This is a genomic window from Corynebacterium propinquum DSM 44285 (assembly GCF_000375525.1).
GTDB classification, from domain to species: domain Bacteria; phylum Actinomycetota; class Actinomycetes; order Mycobacteriales; family Mycobacteriaceae; genus Corynebacterium; species Corynebacterium propinquum.
The window spans coordinates 31,530-48,089 of sequence record NZ_AQXC01000013.1; the positions used below are offsets into that span (position 1 = coordinate 31,530).

The 16,560-nt window shown below is 55.2% G+C and carries 13 protein-coding genes; 4 read left to right on the plus strand and 9 right to left on the minus strand.

The window, feature by feature from the left end:
* Positions 1 to 48: 48 nt before the first annotated feature.
* Positions 49 to 1,146 carry an ACR3 family arsenite efflux transporter gene (arsB, locus tag B142_RS0110505; RefSeq protein WP_018121508.1) on the plus strand — a complete coding sequence of 366 codons (1,098 nt, stop codon included), beginning with the start codon at positions 49 to 51 and terminating at the stop codon, positions 1,144 to 1,146.
* Between the two features lie 150 nt (positions 1,147 to 1,296).
* Here the strand turns inward: arsB and B142_RS0110510 are convergent, their stop codons facing one another.
* The 3 genes from B142_RS0110510 to B142_RS0110520 form a co-directional block, all read right to left on the minus strand.
* Positions 1,297 to 1,971, minus strand: a complete 675-nt coding sequence (locus tag B142_RS0110510) for a methionine ABC transporter permease (protein ID WP_018121509.1) — start codon at positions 1,969 to 1,971, stop codon at positions 1,297 to 1,299.
* Positions 1,968 to 3,044: a methionine ABC transporter ATP-binding protein gene (locus B142_RS0110515; protein WP_018121510.1), complete on the minus strand. Its 1,077-nt coding sequence runs from the start codon at positions 3,042 to 3,044 to the stop codon at positions 1,968 to 1,970. The genes B142_RS0110510 and B142_RS0110515 overlap by 4 nt, the downstream gene beginning before the upstream one ends.
* Before the next feature lie 174 nt (positions 3,045 to 3,218).
* Positions 3,219 to 4,106, minus strand: coding sequence for a MetQ/NlpA family ABC transporter substrate-binding protein (locus B142_RS0110520; protein WP_018121511.1), 888 nt, complete (start codon positions 4,104 to 4,106; stop codon positions 3,219 to 3,221).
* 227 nt (positions 4,107 to 4,333) lie between these two features.
* Between B142_RS0110520 and B142_RS0110525 the strand changes: the two genes are divergently transcribed.
* On the plus strand, positions 4,334 to 7,504 hold the full coding sequence (locus B142_RS0110525) for an error-prone DNA polymerase (RefSeq protein WP_018121512.1): 3,171 nt from the start codon (positions 4,334 to 4,336) through the stop codon (positions 7,502 to 7,504).
* A gap of 51 nt (positions 7,505 to 7,555) precedes the next feature.
* Here B142_RS0110525 and B142_RS0110530 read toward each other — a convergent pair whose 3' ends face one another.
* The 6 genes from B142_RS0110530 to B142_RS0110555 all read right to left on the minus strand — a co-directional run bounded on the left by B142_RS0110530 (position 7,556) and on the right by B142_RS0110555 (position 13,552).
* Entirely contained in the window at positions 7,556 to 8,590 is a 1,035-nt protein-coding gene (locus B142_RS0110530) for an ABC transporter substrate-binding protein (protein WP_018121513.1), read from the minus strand.
* Positions 8,591 to 8,633: 43 nt separating this feature from the next.
* The gene (aldA, locus tag B142_RS0110535) at positions 8,634 to 10,070 is read right to left on the minus strand and encodes an aldehyde dehydrogenase (RefSeq protein ID WP_018121514.1); all 1,437 of its coding nucleotides are present in this window, start codon (positions 10,068 to 10,070) and stop codon (positions 8,634 to 8,636) included.
* 47 nt (positions 10,071 to 10,117) lie between these two features.
* Entirely contained in the window at positions 10,118 to 11,002 is an 885-nt protein-coding gene (locus B142_RS13890) for a dihydrodipicolinate synthase family protein (RefSeq protein WP_018121515.1), read from the minus strand.
* Positions 11,003 to 11,818 (minus strand): amidohydrolase family protein, encoded by an 816-nt coding sequence (locus B142_RS13895; protein ID WP_018121516.1) that lies wholly within the window; start codon positions 11,816 to 11,818, stop codon positions 11,003 to 11,005.
* 69 nt (positions 11,819 to 11,887) lie between these two features.
* Positions 11,888 to 12,673: an SDR family oxidoreductase gene (locus B142_RS0110550; RefSeq protein WP_018121517.1), complete on the minus strand. Its 786-nt coding sequence runs from the start codon at positions 12,671 to 12,673 to the stop codon at positions 11,888 to 11,890.
* 105 nt (positions 12,674 to 12,778) lie between these two features.
* Positions 12,779 to 13,552 (minus strand): IclR family transcriptional regulator, encoded by a 774-nt coding sequence (locus tag B142_RS0110555; RefSeq protein ID WP_018121518.1) that lies wholly within the window; start codon positions 13,550 to 13,552, stop codon positions 12,779 to 12,781.
* A gap of 351 nt (positions 13,553 to 13,903) precedes the next feature.
* On the opposite strand from B142_RS0110555, the gene B142_RS0110560 reads away from it, so the two are divergent.
* On the plus strand, positions 13,904 to 15,118 hold the full coding sequence (locus B142_RS0110560; protein ID WP_018121519.1) for an enolase C-terminal domain-like protein: 1,215 nt from the start codon (positions 13,904 to 13,906) through the stop codon (positions 15,116 to 15,118).
* Between the two features lie 56 nt (positions 15,119 to 15,174).
* The gene (gene fucP, locus B142_RS0110565; RefSeq protein ID WP_018121520.1) at positions 15,175 to 16,557 is read left to right on the plus strand and encodes an L-fucose:H+ symporter permease; all 1,383 of its coding nucleotides are present in this window, start codon (positions 15,175 to 15,177) and stop codon (positions 16,555 to 16,557) included.
* The last annotated feature ends 3 nt before the right edge of the window (positions 16,558 to 16,560 follow it).

The following is a 16,560-nucleotide window of genomic DNA, read 5'->3' on the forward strand; positions in this document are numbered from 1 at the left end:
AAGTTTAGGATTCTGGCTTGATGCTCAGAATTGTTTTTAAGGAGTTTTATGACCGTTGCCCAACGTCCGCGTATGTCCTGGTTGAATCGATTTTTACCGGTATGGATCCTCGTCGCGATGGGTGTTGGACTACTCCTGGGGCGCACGATGCCGGGAATCGGAGAAACGCTGGCGCGGCTAGAAGTAGGCGGTATTTCTTTGCCGATTACACTCGGTTTGCTGGTGATGATGTACCCGCCTTTAGCGAAAGTTCGTTACGATAAAACCCGCAAGATCGTTGCAGATAAGCGGTTGATGACAGTATCAATCGTGCTTAATTGGCTGGTGGGGCCAGCTTTTATGTTTGCATTGGCGTGGTTTTTCTTACCTGATCAGCCGGAACTTCGTACTGGATTAATCATCGTTGGCTTGGCCAGGTGCATTGCAATGGTGCTGGTGTGGTCTGATCTATCCTGTGGTGACCGGGAAGCTACAGCTGTTTTGGTGGCTATTAACTCTGTATTTCAGGTACTTATGTTCGGGCTGCTTGGCTGGTTTTATCTGCAAGTATTACCCCAATGGTTGGGGCTGGGTGCCAGCGAAGTGGAGTTTTCCTTCTGGACCATCGTGAGTTCTGTGTTGGTGTTCCTCGGAGTGCCTCTGGTTGCTGGTGCTTTGTCCCGGGTTGTGGGAGAAAATATCAAAGGGCGGCAGTGGTATGAAACGAAATTTTTGCCAGCTATTTCACCATTGGCGCTGCTTGGGCTGTTGTACACCATCGTTTTATTGTTTTCCCTGCAGGGTGAACACATTGCAGCGCAACCGACGGCAGTAGTTCGTGTAGCCGTCCCGTTGCTGCTTTATTTTGTTGGGATGTTTGCTGTGTCGTTGGTTGTTTCAAAACTGGTGGGGATGAATTATGCGCAGTCTTCGTCGGTGTCGTTTACAGCTGCCGGAAATAATTTCGAATTGGCTATTGCCGTATCCATCGGTACTTTCGGAGCGCATTCCGCACAAGCGTTAGCTGGAACAATAGGTCCGATGGTCGAGATTCCTGTGCTTGTCGGGTTGGTTTACGTCATGTTGTGGTTGGGGCCGAAGCTTTTCCCTGGCGATGCAACTGTGCCAGCTGCGAATAGAGAAGCAAGGGTTGTGCGCAACGCCTGAACTCGCACACTGTCAGAGCTTCGCACACTGTTAAATCTTGACATACTGCCTAATCAGGGCGCGGATATATGGAAAGCCCGGCGGCAGAACTAGCGTCTGCAGCCGGGCCGGGAAACAACAGGGTACTGTGCTGGCTAGCCAGCCAGTGAGTTAGCGGCGCATGATCTTCTTGGACAGCCAGTTACCGAAGAACTGCGCGGCTTGGACGATGATGATGATTGCGGCGGTAGCAATCAGTGTGACCTTGTAGTCGAAGGCGCGGTGTCCGTAAACGATGGCGAAATCGCCCAAACCGCCGCCGCCGATGTATCCGGCCATCGCGGACATATCGACGATTGCGATGAAGATGAAGGTGTATCCCAGCACCAGCGGCCCCAGCGCTTCGGGGAGGATCACGCGGGTGATGATCCGCCACGGTCCTGCCCCCATTGCCCGGGCGGCTTCAATAATGCCTGGGTCGATCGAGACCAAGTTCTGCTCGACGATGCGTGCGACCGCGAAGGTGGCGGCGATGCCCATCACGAATGCGGCTGGTTCACGCCCGATCGACGAGCCGAGCACGCCGATGGTGATCGGCTGCATCAGGGCCAGCAAAATGATGAACGGGATCGGGCGGACGAAGTTCACCAGAATGTTCAGGATCGTGTAGACGACTTTGTTCTGCAGGATCCCGCTCTCGCGGGTGGTGAACAGGAATACGCCGACCACGAGGCCAAGGACACCACCAACGACCATGGCGAAAGCCACCATGACCAAAGTGTCGACGACGGCATCGGAAAACATGGGGCCCAGGCGGTCCCAGTTGGTATCAGCTGCGGAAATCATCGCTTAATCTCCTCAATGTGGGTGCGCTGGGACAGGGTGCGGTAAAACTCGTCGATGGCGGAATCATCACCGTTGAGACGCACGGTCATTTTGCCGAAGGATTGCTGCTGCAAGGTGGTCACGCCACCGTGCACGATGTTGATGGAACCACCGGAAGAGCGCAGTGTGGCAGCGGCTTCGAAGAACCCAGAGTTTTCGGTCAACTCGATGGTAAACAGCCGCCCCTCGTGAGCCAGCAAGTCATCGGCTTCGATGGCATCGGGTTCATTGCGCAGGGCAGTGGCGACGAAGCGCTTGGCGACGTCGGTTTTCGGTGCCGAAAACACGTCGTAGATCTCGCCATATTCCACGATGGAGCCGTTTTCCATCACCGCGACTTTATCGGCGATCGAGCGCACAACTTCCATTTCGTGGGTGATCACGACGATCGTGATGCCAAACTCCTGGTTGACTTTTCGCAGCACATCCAGGATTTCTTGCGTGGTCTCTGGGTCGAGTGCGGAGGTGGCTTCGTCGGCAAGCAACAGCGACGGGTTGGTCGCCAATGCGCGGGCGATGCCGACGCGCTGCTTCTGGCCACCGGAAAGCTGCTCGGGGTAGGAGTTGCCGCGCTCGCCCAGGCCGACGAATTCGAGGAGTTCGTTGACGCGCTTGGTGCGCTCGGCTTTTGGCACCCCGGCCAGTTTCAGCGGGAATTCGATATTTGCCGCTGCGGTGCGGGAATTAAACAGGTTGAACTGTTGGAAGATCATCCCGATATTGCGACGCAGCCCGCGCATTTTTGCTTCGGACATGCCGACGATCTCTGTGCCGTCGAGTTTCAGCGAACCCGAGGTTGGGTTATCCAGACCGTTAATCAGGCGTACCAGGGTGGATTTGCCCGCGCCGGAATAACCGATGATGCCGATGACCTCGCCTGATTCGACGGTCAGGGTGACATCGTCGACGGCGGTGACCTGTGCGGCGCCTTTCTTTTTGGCGTCGAAGACCTTGTTGACGTTGGTGAATTCGATGCGGGTGCCGCGGCGTTCGCCACTTCCGCTAGCTGGGCTTGTACCCGAGTGTGTTACCACGAAAAACCATCATTTCTTCTTAGACGGAAAACGCTTAGTCGCAGCTATGTTAGCCGGGACTAAGCGTGTGTCGTTACTAGCCTGCTCGGAAAGTCCGGAGGAATACCGGAAGCGTTCCGAATGAGCTGTGCTGCAGTAGCGCCAGCAGCGACAGTAGCGCCAGCAGCTCCAGGGCTAGCCTTGCAGTTCTGCTTCCAGATCGTCGAGGATCTTCTGCAGTTCTTCACGCGGGCGCTGGACCTGCACTGTGGTTCCGCCGGATTCTTCGAATACCGCCTTGGCAACGCGCTCGTCGTGCCACAGCTCGGCCAGCTCGTTCAAGACTTCGTCGTCGACGGCGTCGGCACGAACAACCCACAGGTTGATGTATGGCTCGGCGCTTTCTGCGTTCGGATCGTCGTCGAAGATAGCTTCTTCTGGGTCAATATTGGCCTGGTCCAGGAAGTTATTGTTGATCACAGCTGGCTGGCCCAGGCGGTACTGCCGCGCGGTTTCGGAAGCATCGACCGTGGTGACAGTGACCTTGGAGGCTTCTTTATCGATGTCAGCCACGCTTGGGGTGTACTTGACGTCGCCAACCAACTCCACCAACCCGGCCTCACGCAACAGCAACAGTGCGCGACCCTGGTTGACGGTGTCGTTCGGGATGACAACTTCTTCGCCCTCGATCTTGTCGACGTCGAGCTCGTCGGCACCTTCCCAGAACAGTCCCATCTTGTAGATTTCCGTGGATACCAGTGGTGCCAGGTCATCGCCGGAATCAACGTTGTACTGTGCCAAGAACATCAGGTGCTGGAATTTGTTGATGTCGTTTTCGCCCTGGCTCAGAGCAGGGTTGGGCTGGGAGTATTCCGCGAAGTTTTCAATCTCGATGTTGAAGCCATGTTCTTCAGCGACTTCTTCGAATACTGACCATGATTCCAGCGAAGCATCGGTGGTGCCGATGGTGATGGTGTCGTCTTTGGAATATGGGGTATAAGCGGCGTTGTCGCCGGAACAGGCAACCAGAGTGGCTGCAGTCAGTGCAGCAGTGCTACCGGCAATAATGCGGCGGATGTTCATAAGGGGTGTCCTTTCATGGGGTGTGCGTCGACGGGCTTGTGCATGGTGGGCCTCCAGCATGCGTCAGTGGGCCCGGTACGCATGTCGCGCAATGACGTGGAATCTAGCAGAGTCTGTACAGCTTTGTCTATATTTTCGTTCAACCATCGCCACGTCGGGCCGTATGAAAAATACTTTGTTCGAAAATATATACGCATGTGTGAGAGTTTCTGTGTAGGGTTACTCTCATGAATTTCAACGGTGGTGCGGGCCTGTCGTGGTCGCGTTTGGAGCGGATTTTATCTGGGTGCCCGGTGCCTCATCCGGTAGCGCTGCCACCAGGGGCTGATATTGCTGCGGCGACGGAGGAAAATACAGGGTATAAGCGTGCCGACGGTCCAGCCTTCGCAGAATTGGCTGCGGTGAGTTCATATAGCTTTTTGGCTGGGGCCTCGGACCCAGAAGCGCTGGTAGAACGCGCTTGTGAATTGGGTCTAACTGCGTTGGGGATCTGCGATCATGACGGTTTTTATGGATCCATTGTGTTCGCAGAAGCCGCAGCCAAAGCTGGCTTGCCGACGGTTTTTGGCGCCCGTTTGAGTCTGGATCATGGCAGTCTTACCGTCTTGGCGTGCACCCCGGAAGGCTACCGGTTGCTGTCCCGGGTGATGGCGGCGGCGCATATGGCGAGCACAGACCGCCGCCCGCGGTATCCAAGCTTGGAATCATTTGCGGAGCAATTAGCCGGGCAATGCTATATCCTCGTGGATTATTCCTGGCTTGATATGCTCGATACCTTGATCGAATCTTTTGGAATAGACAGCTTGGTTCTGCACTATGAATCTAACTTGTTGCCGGAAGATGCCGACCGCTTTGCGGCACTGGATGCAGCTGCCGCGCAACTAATGAGTCGGCACTCTGGTCTGCGCGCGATCATCAGCGCCAGCCCGCACGCTGCTACCCGTAGCCAGACCCGACTGGCCAGTGCGAAAGCCGCGTTGGCCCAGCGGGAATCGCTGGCAGCTGCCAGCTGGCATACCCACCCGATGGGCGCGCAGTGGCTGCGAGATGGTCGCAGCATGCTGCGGCTGGCCCCAGGGCGGGAAAAGCTCCTGGAAACTACCGTGAAGATTGCCGAAGAGTGCGCGTTTAGCTGGGATATCGTGGCACCGCGTCTGCCACATTTTGCAGTACCTGATGGCGAAACCGAGATGAGTTGGCTTCGGCAGCTGACCTATCGTCGGGCCCGAAAGCGTTATCAGGCCTACCCAGAACAGACTTATCGGCGGGCACGCACCCAGATTGAACATGAACTCGGGGTTATCGAGCAGCTGGGGTTTCCCGGCTATTTCTTGATCGTGATGGATATCGTCGATTTCTGTGCTCGGCAGAATATTTTGGCCCAGGGCCGGGGATCGGCAGCGAATTCTGTGGTGTGCTTCAGCCTGGGCATTACCAACGCGGAACCGATCAGTGCGCAGCTGTTATTTGAGCGGTTTTTATCGGCGGATCGTGATGGACCGCCGGATATTGATTTAGATATTGAATCCACTCGCAGGGAAGAAGTTATCCAATACGTGTATGCCACCTACGGGCGTGACCGTGCCGCGCAAGTGGCTAACGTGATTACCTACCGTCGGAAAGGTGCGGTACGCGATGCTGCCCGTGCCCTGGGCTTTCCGCAAGGTGCCGCGGATAGTTGGGCACAAGGAAAAACTGAACCACCAGATAATGTGCTGGCATTATCGGATCAATTCCTCGGCCAGCCGCGGCATTTGGGTATTCACTCCGGTGGCATGGTGTTGTGCGATCGTCCTGTGACGGATGTGGTGCCGACGCAATGGGCGGCGATGGAAGGCCGCAGTGTCGTGCAATGGGATAAAGACAGCTGCGCGGGTGCCGGGTTAGTGAAATTCGATCTACTGGGGCTGGGCATGTTGGAAGCACTGCACCACATGATTGACCTGGTGCAACAGCAACACGGATACACCGTGAACCTCTGGGAGATCGACCTGGCAGACTCCAACGTCTACGACATGCTCTGCAACGCCGATGCCGTCGGGGTATTCCAGGTGGAATCGCGCGCGCAGCTGAACACGCTGCCGCGGCTGAAGCCACGCTGCTTTTTTGACCTGGTAGTAGAAGTCGCGCTGATCCGCCCGGGCCCGATCCAGGGTGGTTCCGTGCACCCGTACCTGCGCCGACGGGACGGGCTAGAAGAGGTGACGTATGACCACCCGGTACTGGAGAAAGCACTGGCAAAAACTTTGGGCATCCCGTTGTTCCAGGAGCAGTTGATGCATATCGCGGTTGATGCCGCAGGTTTTACTGGTGCAGAAGCTGATGATCTGCGCCGGGCGATGGGCTCGAAGCGTTCGCCAGAACGGATGGCTGCGCTTCAGGAACGTTTCTTGCGCGGTTGTTGGGAAACCAATCAGATCGAGGCAGAAACCGCCTATAAGCTGTGGTCGAAGATCGTGGCTTTCGCTGCCTATGGGTTCCCAGAATCGCATTCGCAGTCTTTTGCCTCACTGGTGTTTTTCTCGGCATGGTTTAAGCGCTACTACCCGGCGGAATTCTGCGTCGGGCTGTTGCGGGCGCAACCGATGGGGTTTTATTCTCCACAGTCGCTGATCCAGGATGCCCGCCGCCACGGGGTGCAGATCCTGCCGGTCTCGGTGTTGGATTCGCAGGTAGAAGCCAGCGTGAGCGGTGGGGCCATCCGCTTGGGGCTGGGTTCTGTGAAAGGCTTGTCGACGTCTACAGCTGAGGCCATCGTTGCTGCACAAAATGCGTTGAGCCGGGAGTCTTCGGTGGCGGATGTGGTACGCCGCACCGGGGCTTCGGTGCGGGAAGTCGAAGCGCTCGCACGCGCCGGGGCGTTGGAGGTGCTGGGGCTGGATCGCAGGCAAGCACAATGGGTCGCTGGTGTGGCAGCCACTGAACAACCTGGCATGCTGCCGGGGCTTTCGGCGATTGCTGCGCCGGCGCTGCCCGGCATGAGTGGTTTTGAGATGCTGGCGGCAGATCTGGCTTCGACGGGAGTGACCCCAGAGACCCAGCCGATGGAGTTATTGCGTCATGCACTAGCTGCTAACAACGTGGTGCGTGCCGAAGAGTTGTTGCAGGTGCCCGATGGCAGTCGCATTCGGGTGGCTGGCATGATCACCCACCGGCAACGGCCGAATACCGCAAGTGGGGCGACGTTTTTTGGGATGGAGGATGAAACCGGGCTGATTAACGTTATTGTGTCGCCGGGGTTGTGGAAGCGGCAGAAAAGACTAGCGCGCACCGCCAAAGCTTTGGTGGTGCGCGGGATAGTGCAAAACGCGAGTGGGGCAGCCACGGTGGTGGCCGACCGGCTGGAGCCGCTGGAGGTCAGCGAATTACTCGCGGTGCGCTCGCGGGATTTTCAATAGCTGAGCTCATGCAGCCGGGCCGATCGCATCAGCCGAGTGCAGCAGTTGGGTTTATTTGTTCTCTGTGTCCAGCATCTCGAGCAGCTCTTCGATGATATCTACCGCGTGCATCGCGGAGTAGTAGGCGCCCTCGTGGGTTTGCTCGTCGGAGCGCACCACGGTCTCGTTCTGCACCGCCGGGATTTTCCCGAACTGCGCATTAGACTGCAGAGACTGCCACGTTGATTTCTCATTGACCAGGGCTACCAAGCCGTCGACGTCGTCAAGAGTCTTGGCGATCTCATCGATGTCATACTTACCGGTCACACCCTCTAAAGCCTCATTGAAAGCCGCGGAAGGTTCCGCGCCGAGATCCTGCAGCACCTGCGAAAGCAAACGCGTGCCATTGATGACGAATTCTTCGCCGTCATAGCTGACTGGGGCGAACTTGTGATCGGCCAGTGCATCGGCGTACTTGTCCGACAACTTGCCGACGCGTTTCTCATAATCGGCAATCAGGCTGCCACCCTTTTCTTCGGTGCCGGTGGCAGATGCAACCAGCATCAAATCATCTTCCCAGGTAGCAGTGGAAAAATCACCGATTGGCAGTACCGGGGCGATGTTTTTGAGTTCGTCGTGGATGGGGGTGACATCCTGGACTGCACCGATGATCAAGTCCGGATCAGCCTTTTTAATAGCGTCGATGTCTACTTCTTCATCACCGGCGGTATACAGCGTCTCCGCACCGTCATCCTTGGCCTGTTTAATTTCCTCGGCAAGCGGCGAATCCAGGTCAAACGCATCGGGTGCCTTCGGGTAACCGGTGACCGGCAGCTCCAACGAGAGCGCAATATCGAGGTCCCGGCTTCCGGTGAGTACCACTACAGATTTCACGTCGGCAGGCACTTCCACCTCGCCGAGCTCAGTGTCAACGACGCGGGAGTCGCCATCCTTGTTGGTGGTTTTCTCATCACCCGAAGCCACAGAGGATGCGGTGCTCGATGCTTCCGAAGCCGCGTCTTTGACAGAATCAGCGGCCTCGTCAGCAGAAGAACACGCGCTCAAGGTCAGGGCAGCAGCAATGCACAGCGGAATAATCTTTTTCATAATTATTACGTTAGCAAAAATTCTGCTGCCAAAACCCTAGGAATTACATCTTGGATTCGATGTAGGTTACGTGCGTTTCAACGTATTCCATGATGCCGTGCTTGCCGTCGGCACCGCCGATGCCGGAGTTGCGTCGGCCAGCGTGGAAGCCTTGCATCGCTTCGAAGTTTTCGCGGTTGATATACGTCTCGCCGTAAAGCAGCTCGCGGGCAGCCTTGTGGGCTTTGTGCACGTTTTCGGTGTACACGGACGAGGTCAGGCCGTATTCCGAGCTGTTGGCAAACTCAATGGCCTCATCCAAATCCTTGACCGTCACCACAGGCAGAACTGGGCCGAAGACCTCTTCGCGGGTAATCGGCGCGCCCTTTTCGACGCCGTCCAGCAGCGTTGGCTGGTAGAAGAAGCCTCTGCCTTTATCCTCGGCAGCGGCACCACCGCATACCACCTGCGCACCAGCGTCGACGGCGGCTTGCACCATGTCGCCGACGTTCGTCAGGCCAGCCTGGTTGATCAGTGGCCCCATATCCAGATCGTCGATATCCGAGGTGTCGCCGTAGCGGGTGGACTCGAATTTCTCCTTCAGCTTGGCGACGAGCTCGTCATGCACGGCTTCTTCCACGAGCACGACTTCTGCGCAGTTGCAGACCTGGCCGGTGTTGATCACGCGGGAATTCCAGATGGCGGTGGCTGCCAGATCCAGGTCGGCGTCGGCAAGCACGATCGCTGGTGCCTTACCGCCCAGTTCCAGGTTGACGCGGGTGAGGTTCTCCGCGGCTGCAGCCATGATCTTTTTACCGGTAGCCACCGAACCCGTCATCGAGATCATGTCGACATCCTTGTGGCGGGTTAGCGCATCGCCAACCACGGAGCCGCGGCCGCCGACCATGTTGAACACGCCCTTGGGCAGGCCGATGCCGTCGACCAGTTTGGCGAACTCGAAAGCGTTGATCGGGGTTTCGTCCGAAGGCTTGATGACGATGGTGTTGCCGGTGAGCAGGGCCGGAGCCATTTTGCGCACGATGAGGAAGAACGGGAAGTTCCACGGCAGGATGCCACCGACAACACCAATGGGTTGGTAGGTCAGGAAAATGGATTCGTTTGGGCGATCGGAGGGGATCACTTCGCCTTCGATGCGGCGGGCGAAACCAGCCATGTAATCCAGGTAGTCGGCGGTGAAGTTGACCTCGACTGTGGCCAAGCCGCGGGCTTTACCTTGTTCGCGCACCAGGTAGTCTGCGAAGCGGTCGACGTGGTTGCGCAGTTCGGCTGCGATTTTGGTCAGGTATCCTGCACGTTCGACGGCGGGAAGCTTCGCCCAGTCCGCCTGGGCGGCTTTGGCTGCCTGGACTGCGTCATCGACTGCGGCAGCATCGGATGCTGGGGCTTGCGCGATGACCTGGCCGGTTGACGGGTTGAGCACGTCGTGGAATTCGGCTGGCTCGACGAATTCGTTGTTGATGTAGTTCTGGTAGTTGGACATGAAAACTCCTTGGTTGGGGTAACTACTGGGTTAGTTGCACTACTGCGTTAGCTGCGAGCAGCGTCAATGAGTCGAGCTATTTCTTCCTGCTGTGCTGTTGTTAGCTCGATGTAGGGCTCATGCGTGGCGGTGCTGAGATCAGCTCCGCTGGCATAGCGCACAGCATGCTTAATGGTGTGAATGAAGTGATCACCTACCTCGTAGACAGACATCAAAGCAGCGATTTTGCCTGCGTATTGCGCTGCAGCCGTAACATCGCCGGACTCGTATGCACGGTGCATGGCACCGAAAATCTCGGGGACGACATTGGTGAGCCCACACAGAACACCCTGACCACCAGCGATACGGTTTGGCAAATAGTATTCATCGAAACCAGAAAGCACAGAAAAATCATCTGGGGCATCTCTGATTACGCGTCTGGTGTGGGCGGCGGAATCCACGGTGTCTTTCACCCCGACGATATTCGGGTGTGCAGCAGCAATCGTGCTGATCAGCTCTGGCGATAAATCATTACCGGTGCGGTCCGGGAAGTTATAGAGCATGATGGGCAGCTCGGAAGCCTCGGCCAACTCGGTAAAATACTTCGTCGCCAATGCATCGCTGGGGCCGAAATAATATGGGCTGACGACAACCGCTGCATCCGCTCCATGCTCGTGGCCGTAGGCGTTGAGCTCTTTTGCTTCCGCAATTTTGGTGCTGCCCGAACCAATGAGGAATTGCATGCGTCCTTTGACAACCCGACCGACAAATTCGATTGCCTGTTTCTTCTGTTCCATGCTCAACGCATAAAATTCACCGATGCTGCCGAAGATCAACACACCGGAAATACCGCCAGAAATAAGGCGTTCGAGATGCGCCTCCCAGGCGGGAAAATCGATGCTGCCGTCGCTCTGCAGCGGGGTAATCGACGGGCAGTACACTCCTGTAAACATTTAGTTTCCTTCCAAGTTATAGACGTCACGGGCGGTATCGGAAAACACGCGGGGGTCGTCGCCGAATACTTCTCGTAGCGCCGAGATGTGTGTATACAGATCGCTATAGAGGCCGATGACAGGCCAGTTCGACGCAAACATCAGCCTTTGCGGCCCAAAAATCTTTCCGAGAAATTCCAACAGCTGGTAGGCATCTGTTGGGGAGTCGTAACTGAGCCCTGAGAGTTTGCAGTACACGTTGGGGTATTCAGCTAGAGCTCTCATGTTGGCGGCAAACGCGTCGTCGAGTCTTTGGGCATTGCCGCAGTGGTCTATGACTACGCGGAGATTCGCACAGTCTTCATATGTGGCATGAAAATCTGTTAATTCCGGGGTGCGTATGCAGAGGTCAAAGACTTTTGCTTGGCTGGATAAATTCCTACATCCTGCGGTGAAACTGCTTTCTAAGCAGCGCCCGCGGGCGATGTCGTCGTTATGCAATACTTCCCGCACTCCGACAGCACCTGGGGTAACATGCATGTTTTTCTGCAGGTGGGAGTGCGTAACGAACCCTTGTATTAACGGTTCGTGCGAGAGTAAGGCTTTGATGCGGGCATCCTCGTCGGCAGGGTCAGCGACATCTGCTTCGATGTGCACCGCGCCTGCTAGTTCTACGTCTGCCAGCCCATTCTTGCCCACATCGGCATAGGCGTGTTTGAGATCAGCGAAGCTGAAAGACCTGTGCAATACGGAATCCACGCTGCGTAGCCAGTCGAGCCGTTGGGCTTCGAGGTCCCATACGTGAATATGGGAATCGAAAATTTTCAGGTTAGTCATCTACCGTGCCGTTTCTTGCGAATTCGCTGTTTCACTAGGCTGTGTTTTTACAGTGTTTTACAGCGTTTTTTACAGCGCCCGGTCCAAGTGCACATAGCCGCCGTCTGGGTGGATCCACTGCCCGGTGGTGTGCGAAGAACGATCCGACAGCAAAAACACCGCGGTATCAGCAATCTCTTCGACCGTGGTCATGCGGTTGTGTAATGGGATTTCATCGGTAATGAGTTGCAGACGTTTTTGTTGAGCTTCCTCGTCGCCAAAGGTTTTAATCCATTTCTCGTACAAGGGAGTCCAGGCTTCTGCGACGACGAGTGCGTTCACGCGTACCCCATGGGGCGCCAATGCCGCTGCCCATTCACGGGTAAGCCCCAGGATGGCTCCCTTGGCGGCCGCATAGGCTGAGGTTTTCCCTTGGCCAGTCAGCGCGGTTTTCGAACCGATGTTGAGGATCGTTCCAGCAGAATCGTGCAAGTACTTTTGGGCTGCGTGGACGGTCTCGTAATAGTGGGTGAGGTTGCTGTGTAGCGATTGTTCAAATTCGCGCCAGGAAGTCTCTTCTAACGATTTGTTGTCATTGGCGCCTGCATTATTCACGATTCCATCGATATGTCCATAGCGCTGGTACGCAGCATCGATGATCTCGGCGATATCATCAGTGTCATTCAGATCGATTTCGTAGGCAGCGTAGTTTGCTGTCAATTTCTCGATTTCCGTCTTGTATTCCGCGCTCAGGGGAGTGCGGTCAAGGATTACTGGAATTGCACCCTCGCGTGCGAGTGCAAACACGATTGCCTTGCCAATGCCGCCCATGCCGCCAGTGACGACGAATACTTTTTCGTCGAGGTGAAGGTCCATTGCGCACCATCCTTCGGTTCTATGGTGTGAAACCCTGTTTCATTGTTTGTCTCATACTACCGCAAGAAAATGTGAGATGGAACCCGTAATTCGAATTTATGTGATCTAGCTTGAGTATTTCGTGGTGTGCGCACCTAGATTGTGTGAGATTTCAGCAGCGGCTTCTGTCACCAAAGGGGCAAAGCGTTCTATCTGTTTTAACGTGTTTTCCATGGCTAGTGAAGTCAGAGAGATGCCATATGTGGCTTTCCCGGAATGGTCGAAGATTGGTGCGCCGATGCAGCGGATGCCCGGAACGTTTTCTTCATCGTCGAAGCTGTAACCGCGGGTGCGCACCACGGCAATCTCTTGATCGAGATCTTCCGGGGTGGTGATGGTGTTTGGGGTTAGCGGAGCTAGGCCCGCTTGCTTGACGACGCTTGCTAGTTGGGATGTATCCATGTCTGCAAGCAGGCATTTTCCGATTGCGGTGGAGTGTAGCGGAAGCCGTTTGCCGATTGTGGATGGAATCTCATATGGGGTGGGCCCTTGGCGTTTGGCAACGTAAATTGCTTCATTGACGTTGAGTGCGCCGACATGCACGGTGTAGCCCGTTTCCTCGGCAAGCTGTGTCAGAACTGGGTTGGCAACTTCAGAAATGTCGATGGAATTAAATGCTCGGCTGGCGAGTCGAAGTGAAGTGACGCCAGGCGCGTAGGTTCCGTCGCTAGCGAGGTAGACGAATTCGTAATCAAGCAAGGTTTGCAAGATTCGGTGCACCGTCGCTTTCGCGAAGCCGGTAGCGGTGACAATGTCTGAAAAACGCTCATGCTCAATGGCGGCCTGCAGCACAATTAAGGTTTTGTCGGCGGCTGTGAGACGAGCATTTGACGTAGTCATTATCGGGGTGCTCCTTGCGGATCGGGGATGGCATGGGGGAGGTCTTTGGGTGAAAAGTCTTGGGGAGTCTTTACCTGACTGGCTGGTTGGTACCTATTGTCGCACGGCTGTGTGCCTGGATTGTTGTGCGTAGTGCTTAACGTAATTTGCACAACCCCTTGCGTATGTTCGTGACTTGAACTACATTCCTAACTAAACAACTTAGGAACTCGGTTCTGCCATATGAAACTCCATGATTTATGGGTACGGCAGAACCATCCGGCAAGGAGGGCGCAATTGTCCAGAATCACGCACATAAAAACCTATGATTTTAGGTTTCCGACATCACAGTCACTTTCCGGCTCTGATGCGATGAACCCGGACCCGGATTATTCCTCGGCGTATGTAGAAATTTCTACGGATGCTGACGACGGGCATACCGGTATCGGTTTTGTTTTCACTATCGGGCGCGGCAATGATGTTGCCTGTAAAGCGATCGAATCCCTCAGCCAACGATTCATCGGCCAAGAAATCGAACCCTACCTCGACAACATGAAACGCGCGTGGGATGAGCTGGTGCATGATTCCCAATTGCGGTGGCTTGGCCCAGAAAAAGGCGTCGAACACATGGCCATTGGTGCGGTACTCAACGCATTCTGGGATCTCAAGGCTAAACGCGCAGGCGTTCCACTCTGGAGGCTGTTGGCAGAAATGGAGCCAGAGGACCTGGTGGCGACACTGGATTTCCGGTATCTCACGGATGCCTTGGCCCCAGAAGAAGCTATTGACTTCCTGAAAGATGGAAAACGTGGCCAACAAGCGCGCATCGATAATCTACTCGCGCACGGGTACCCGGGCTATTCAACGGCCGCGGGATGGTTGGGTTATTCCGACGACAAGATGGTTCGTTTGGCCAAGTCAGAAAGCCAAGATAAGGGTTTCCAGCTGATCAAACTCAAGGTTGGGCAAAATCTTGACGACGATTTGCGTCGCCTTCGGCTTGCCAGGGAAGCAATTGGTCCCGATGTGCGCTTGGCGGTCGATGCGAACCAAGTCTGGGATGTCCCACAAGCGATTGAGTGGATTAAGCAATTCCATGAGTTTGATCTGGCGTTTGTGGAAGAACCTACCAGCCCCGATGACGTGCTTGGGCACGCAGCAATTGCACGGGCAGTCGATCCAATACCGATTGCGACCGGCGAACAAATGCAGTCGCGGATCCTGTATAAGCAATTCTTGCAGGCGAATGCTTTTGGAATCATGCAGGTCGATGCCACTCGGGTCGCCGGACCGCAAGAACTCATCATTGAATACTTGCTGGCACATAAGTTCAATAAACCCGTTATTCCCCACGCCGGTGGCGTCGGATTGTGCGAAGCTGTGCAACATTTTGCGATGTTCGATTACTTGTCGGTGTCATGCACTTTGGACAACCGGTTGATCGAATACGTCGATAACCAGCATGAACATTTTGTCGACCCGGTCGTGATCAAAAACGGAAATTACATGCCGCCTCTGATGCCGGGAAACAGCTGCGAAATGACCCTGTCCAGCACAGAAAAATACCTGTACCACCCAGATGCTTAAGTGCATTTTCTCTCACACTAAGAGCAGCACTGCCTGCACATTTCTAAGGAAGCGATATGAATGAGAAAGCAAATCTGAACCCAACAGAAAACGCGGGGACGGAATCTAGCAGAGCACCAAAAACAACAGCAGGAAAGAAAGCAGAATCCAGTGGGTTCATTTACCCCGGCCTGCTGCTGCCATTCATTTTGATCGTTGCCTGTTTTGCGGCGTGGGGAATTTCAACTGACCTCACAGCGCCGATGGTCAACGTTTTCAGCTCAGTTTTTGACATGAATGCGTTCCAGTCTGCGCTGGTACAGTTTGCCTACTTCGGAGCATATTTCTTGCTCGCAATTCCGGCAGCCATCATCAACACCAAGCTCGGTTTCAAAGGTGGCGTCGTCTTGGGCATGAGCATGGCTGCACTCGGTGCCTTCATGTTCTTCCCGGCATCGCAGATCATGACTTATGGCGTTTTCCTCGCAGCGCTGTTCATCCTCGCTGGTGGTTTGTCAATCGTGGAAACTTCCGCGAACCCCTACGTCATGTCGCTCGGCCCCGAGAAAAACGCAACCCGTCGTTTGAACTTTGCACAGGCATTCAACCCGATCGGCGCCAATATCGGTGTGTTGATGGCAACGCTGCTGGTAGCACCGCATATTAATGATACCGTCGACAAAACGGGGCTGTCCGAAGACCAGCTGCTGGAGCAAACCTCCCATGAACTAGAAAAGGTGATGATTCCGTACATCATCTTGGGAGTGCTCTATGTTGCACTGGCGCTGTCCATCTTCTTCGTCAAAGTTCCCAAGAACAAAGCGATGGAAGAAACGGACTTTAAAGATGTCCCGAAGGGCGTCGTGGGCCGCTTGTGGAACAACGGAACGTATCGTTTCGGTGTTGTGGCACAGTTTTTCAACGTCGCAGCACAGACTTGTATCTGGACGTTCATTCCGTTCTATATTCAATACACTTTGGATGCGGACTTAGAAACAGCCGGCTGGTGGCTGCAGATTTCGCTGCTGTTCTTCCTGGTAGCCCGCTTCGTCATGGTCTGGCTGATGGGTAAAATTGAAGGACGTTACCTGTTGACCATCATGTGTGGTTTGGGTGTTGTCTTCACCATTATCGGTATCCTGTCCGGCAATGTTCTCGGCGCACTGTGCATCGTCGCTCTGTCTGCGTGTATCTCTCTGCTGTTCCCAACCATCTACGGAATCTCGCTGACCGGTGTTGGCCGCGATACCAAGTTCGCTTCTTCTGGTCTGGTCATGGCGATTATCGGTGGTGCAATCGCTCCAATGATCCAGGGAGCAATCCAGGATGCCACCAACCCACAGATTGGTTTCAGCTTCGTTCTGTTGTGCTTCATCGTCATCGGCGCCTTCGGTCTTTATGCCATCAAACACCAGAAATCGGATGATGTCGACGAAGTTCCAGCGATGGGAAAGAAGTAAAAG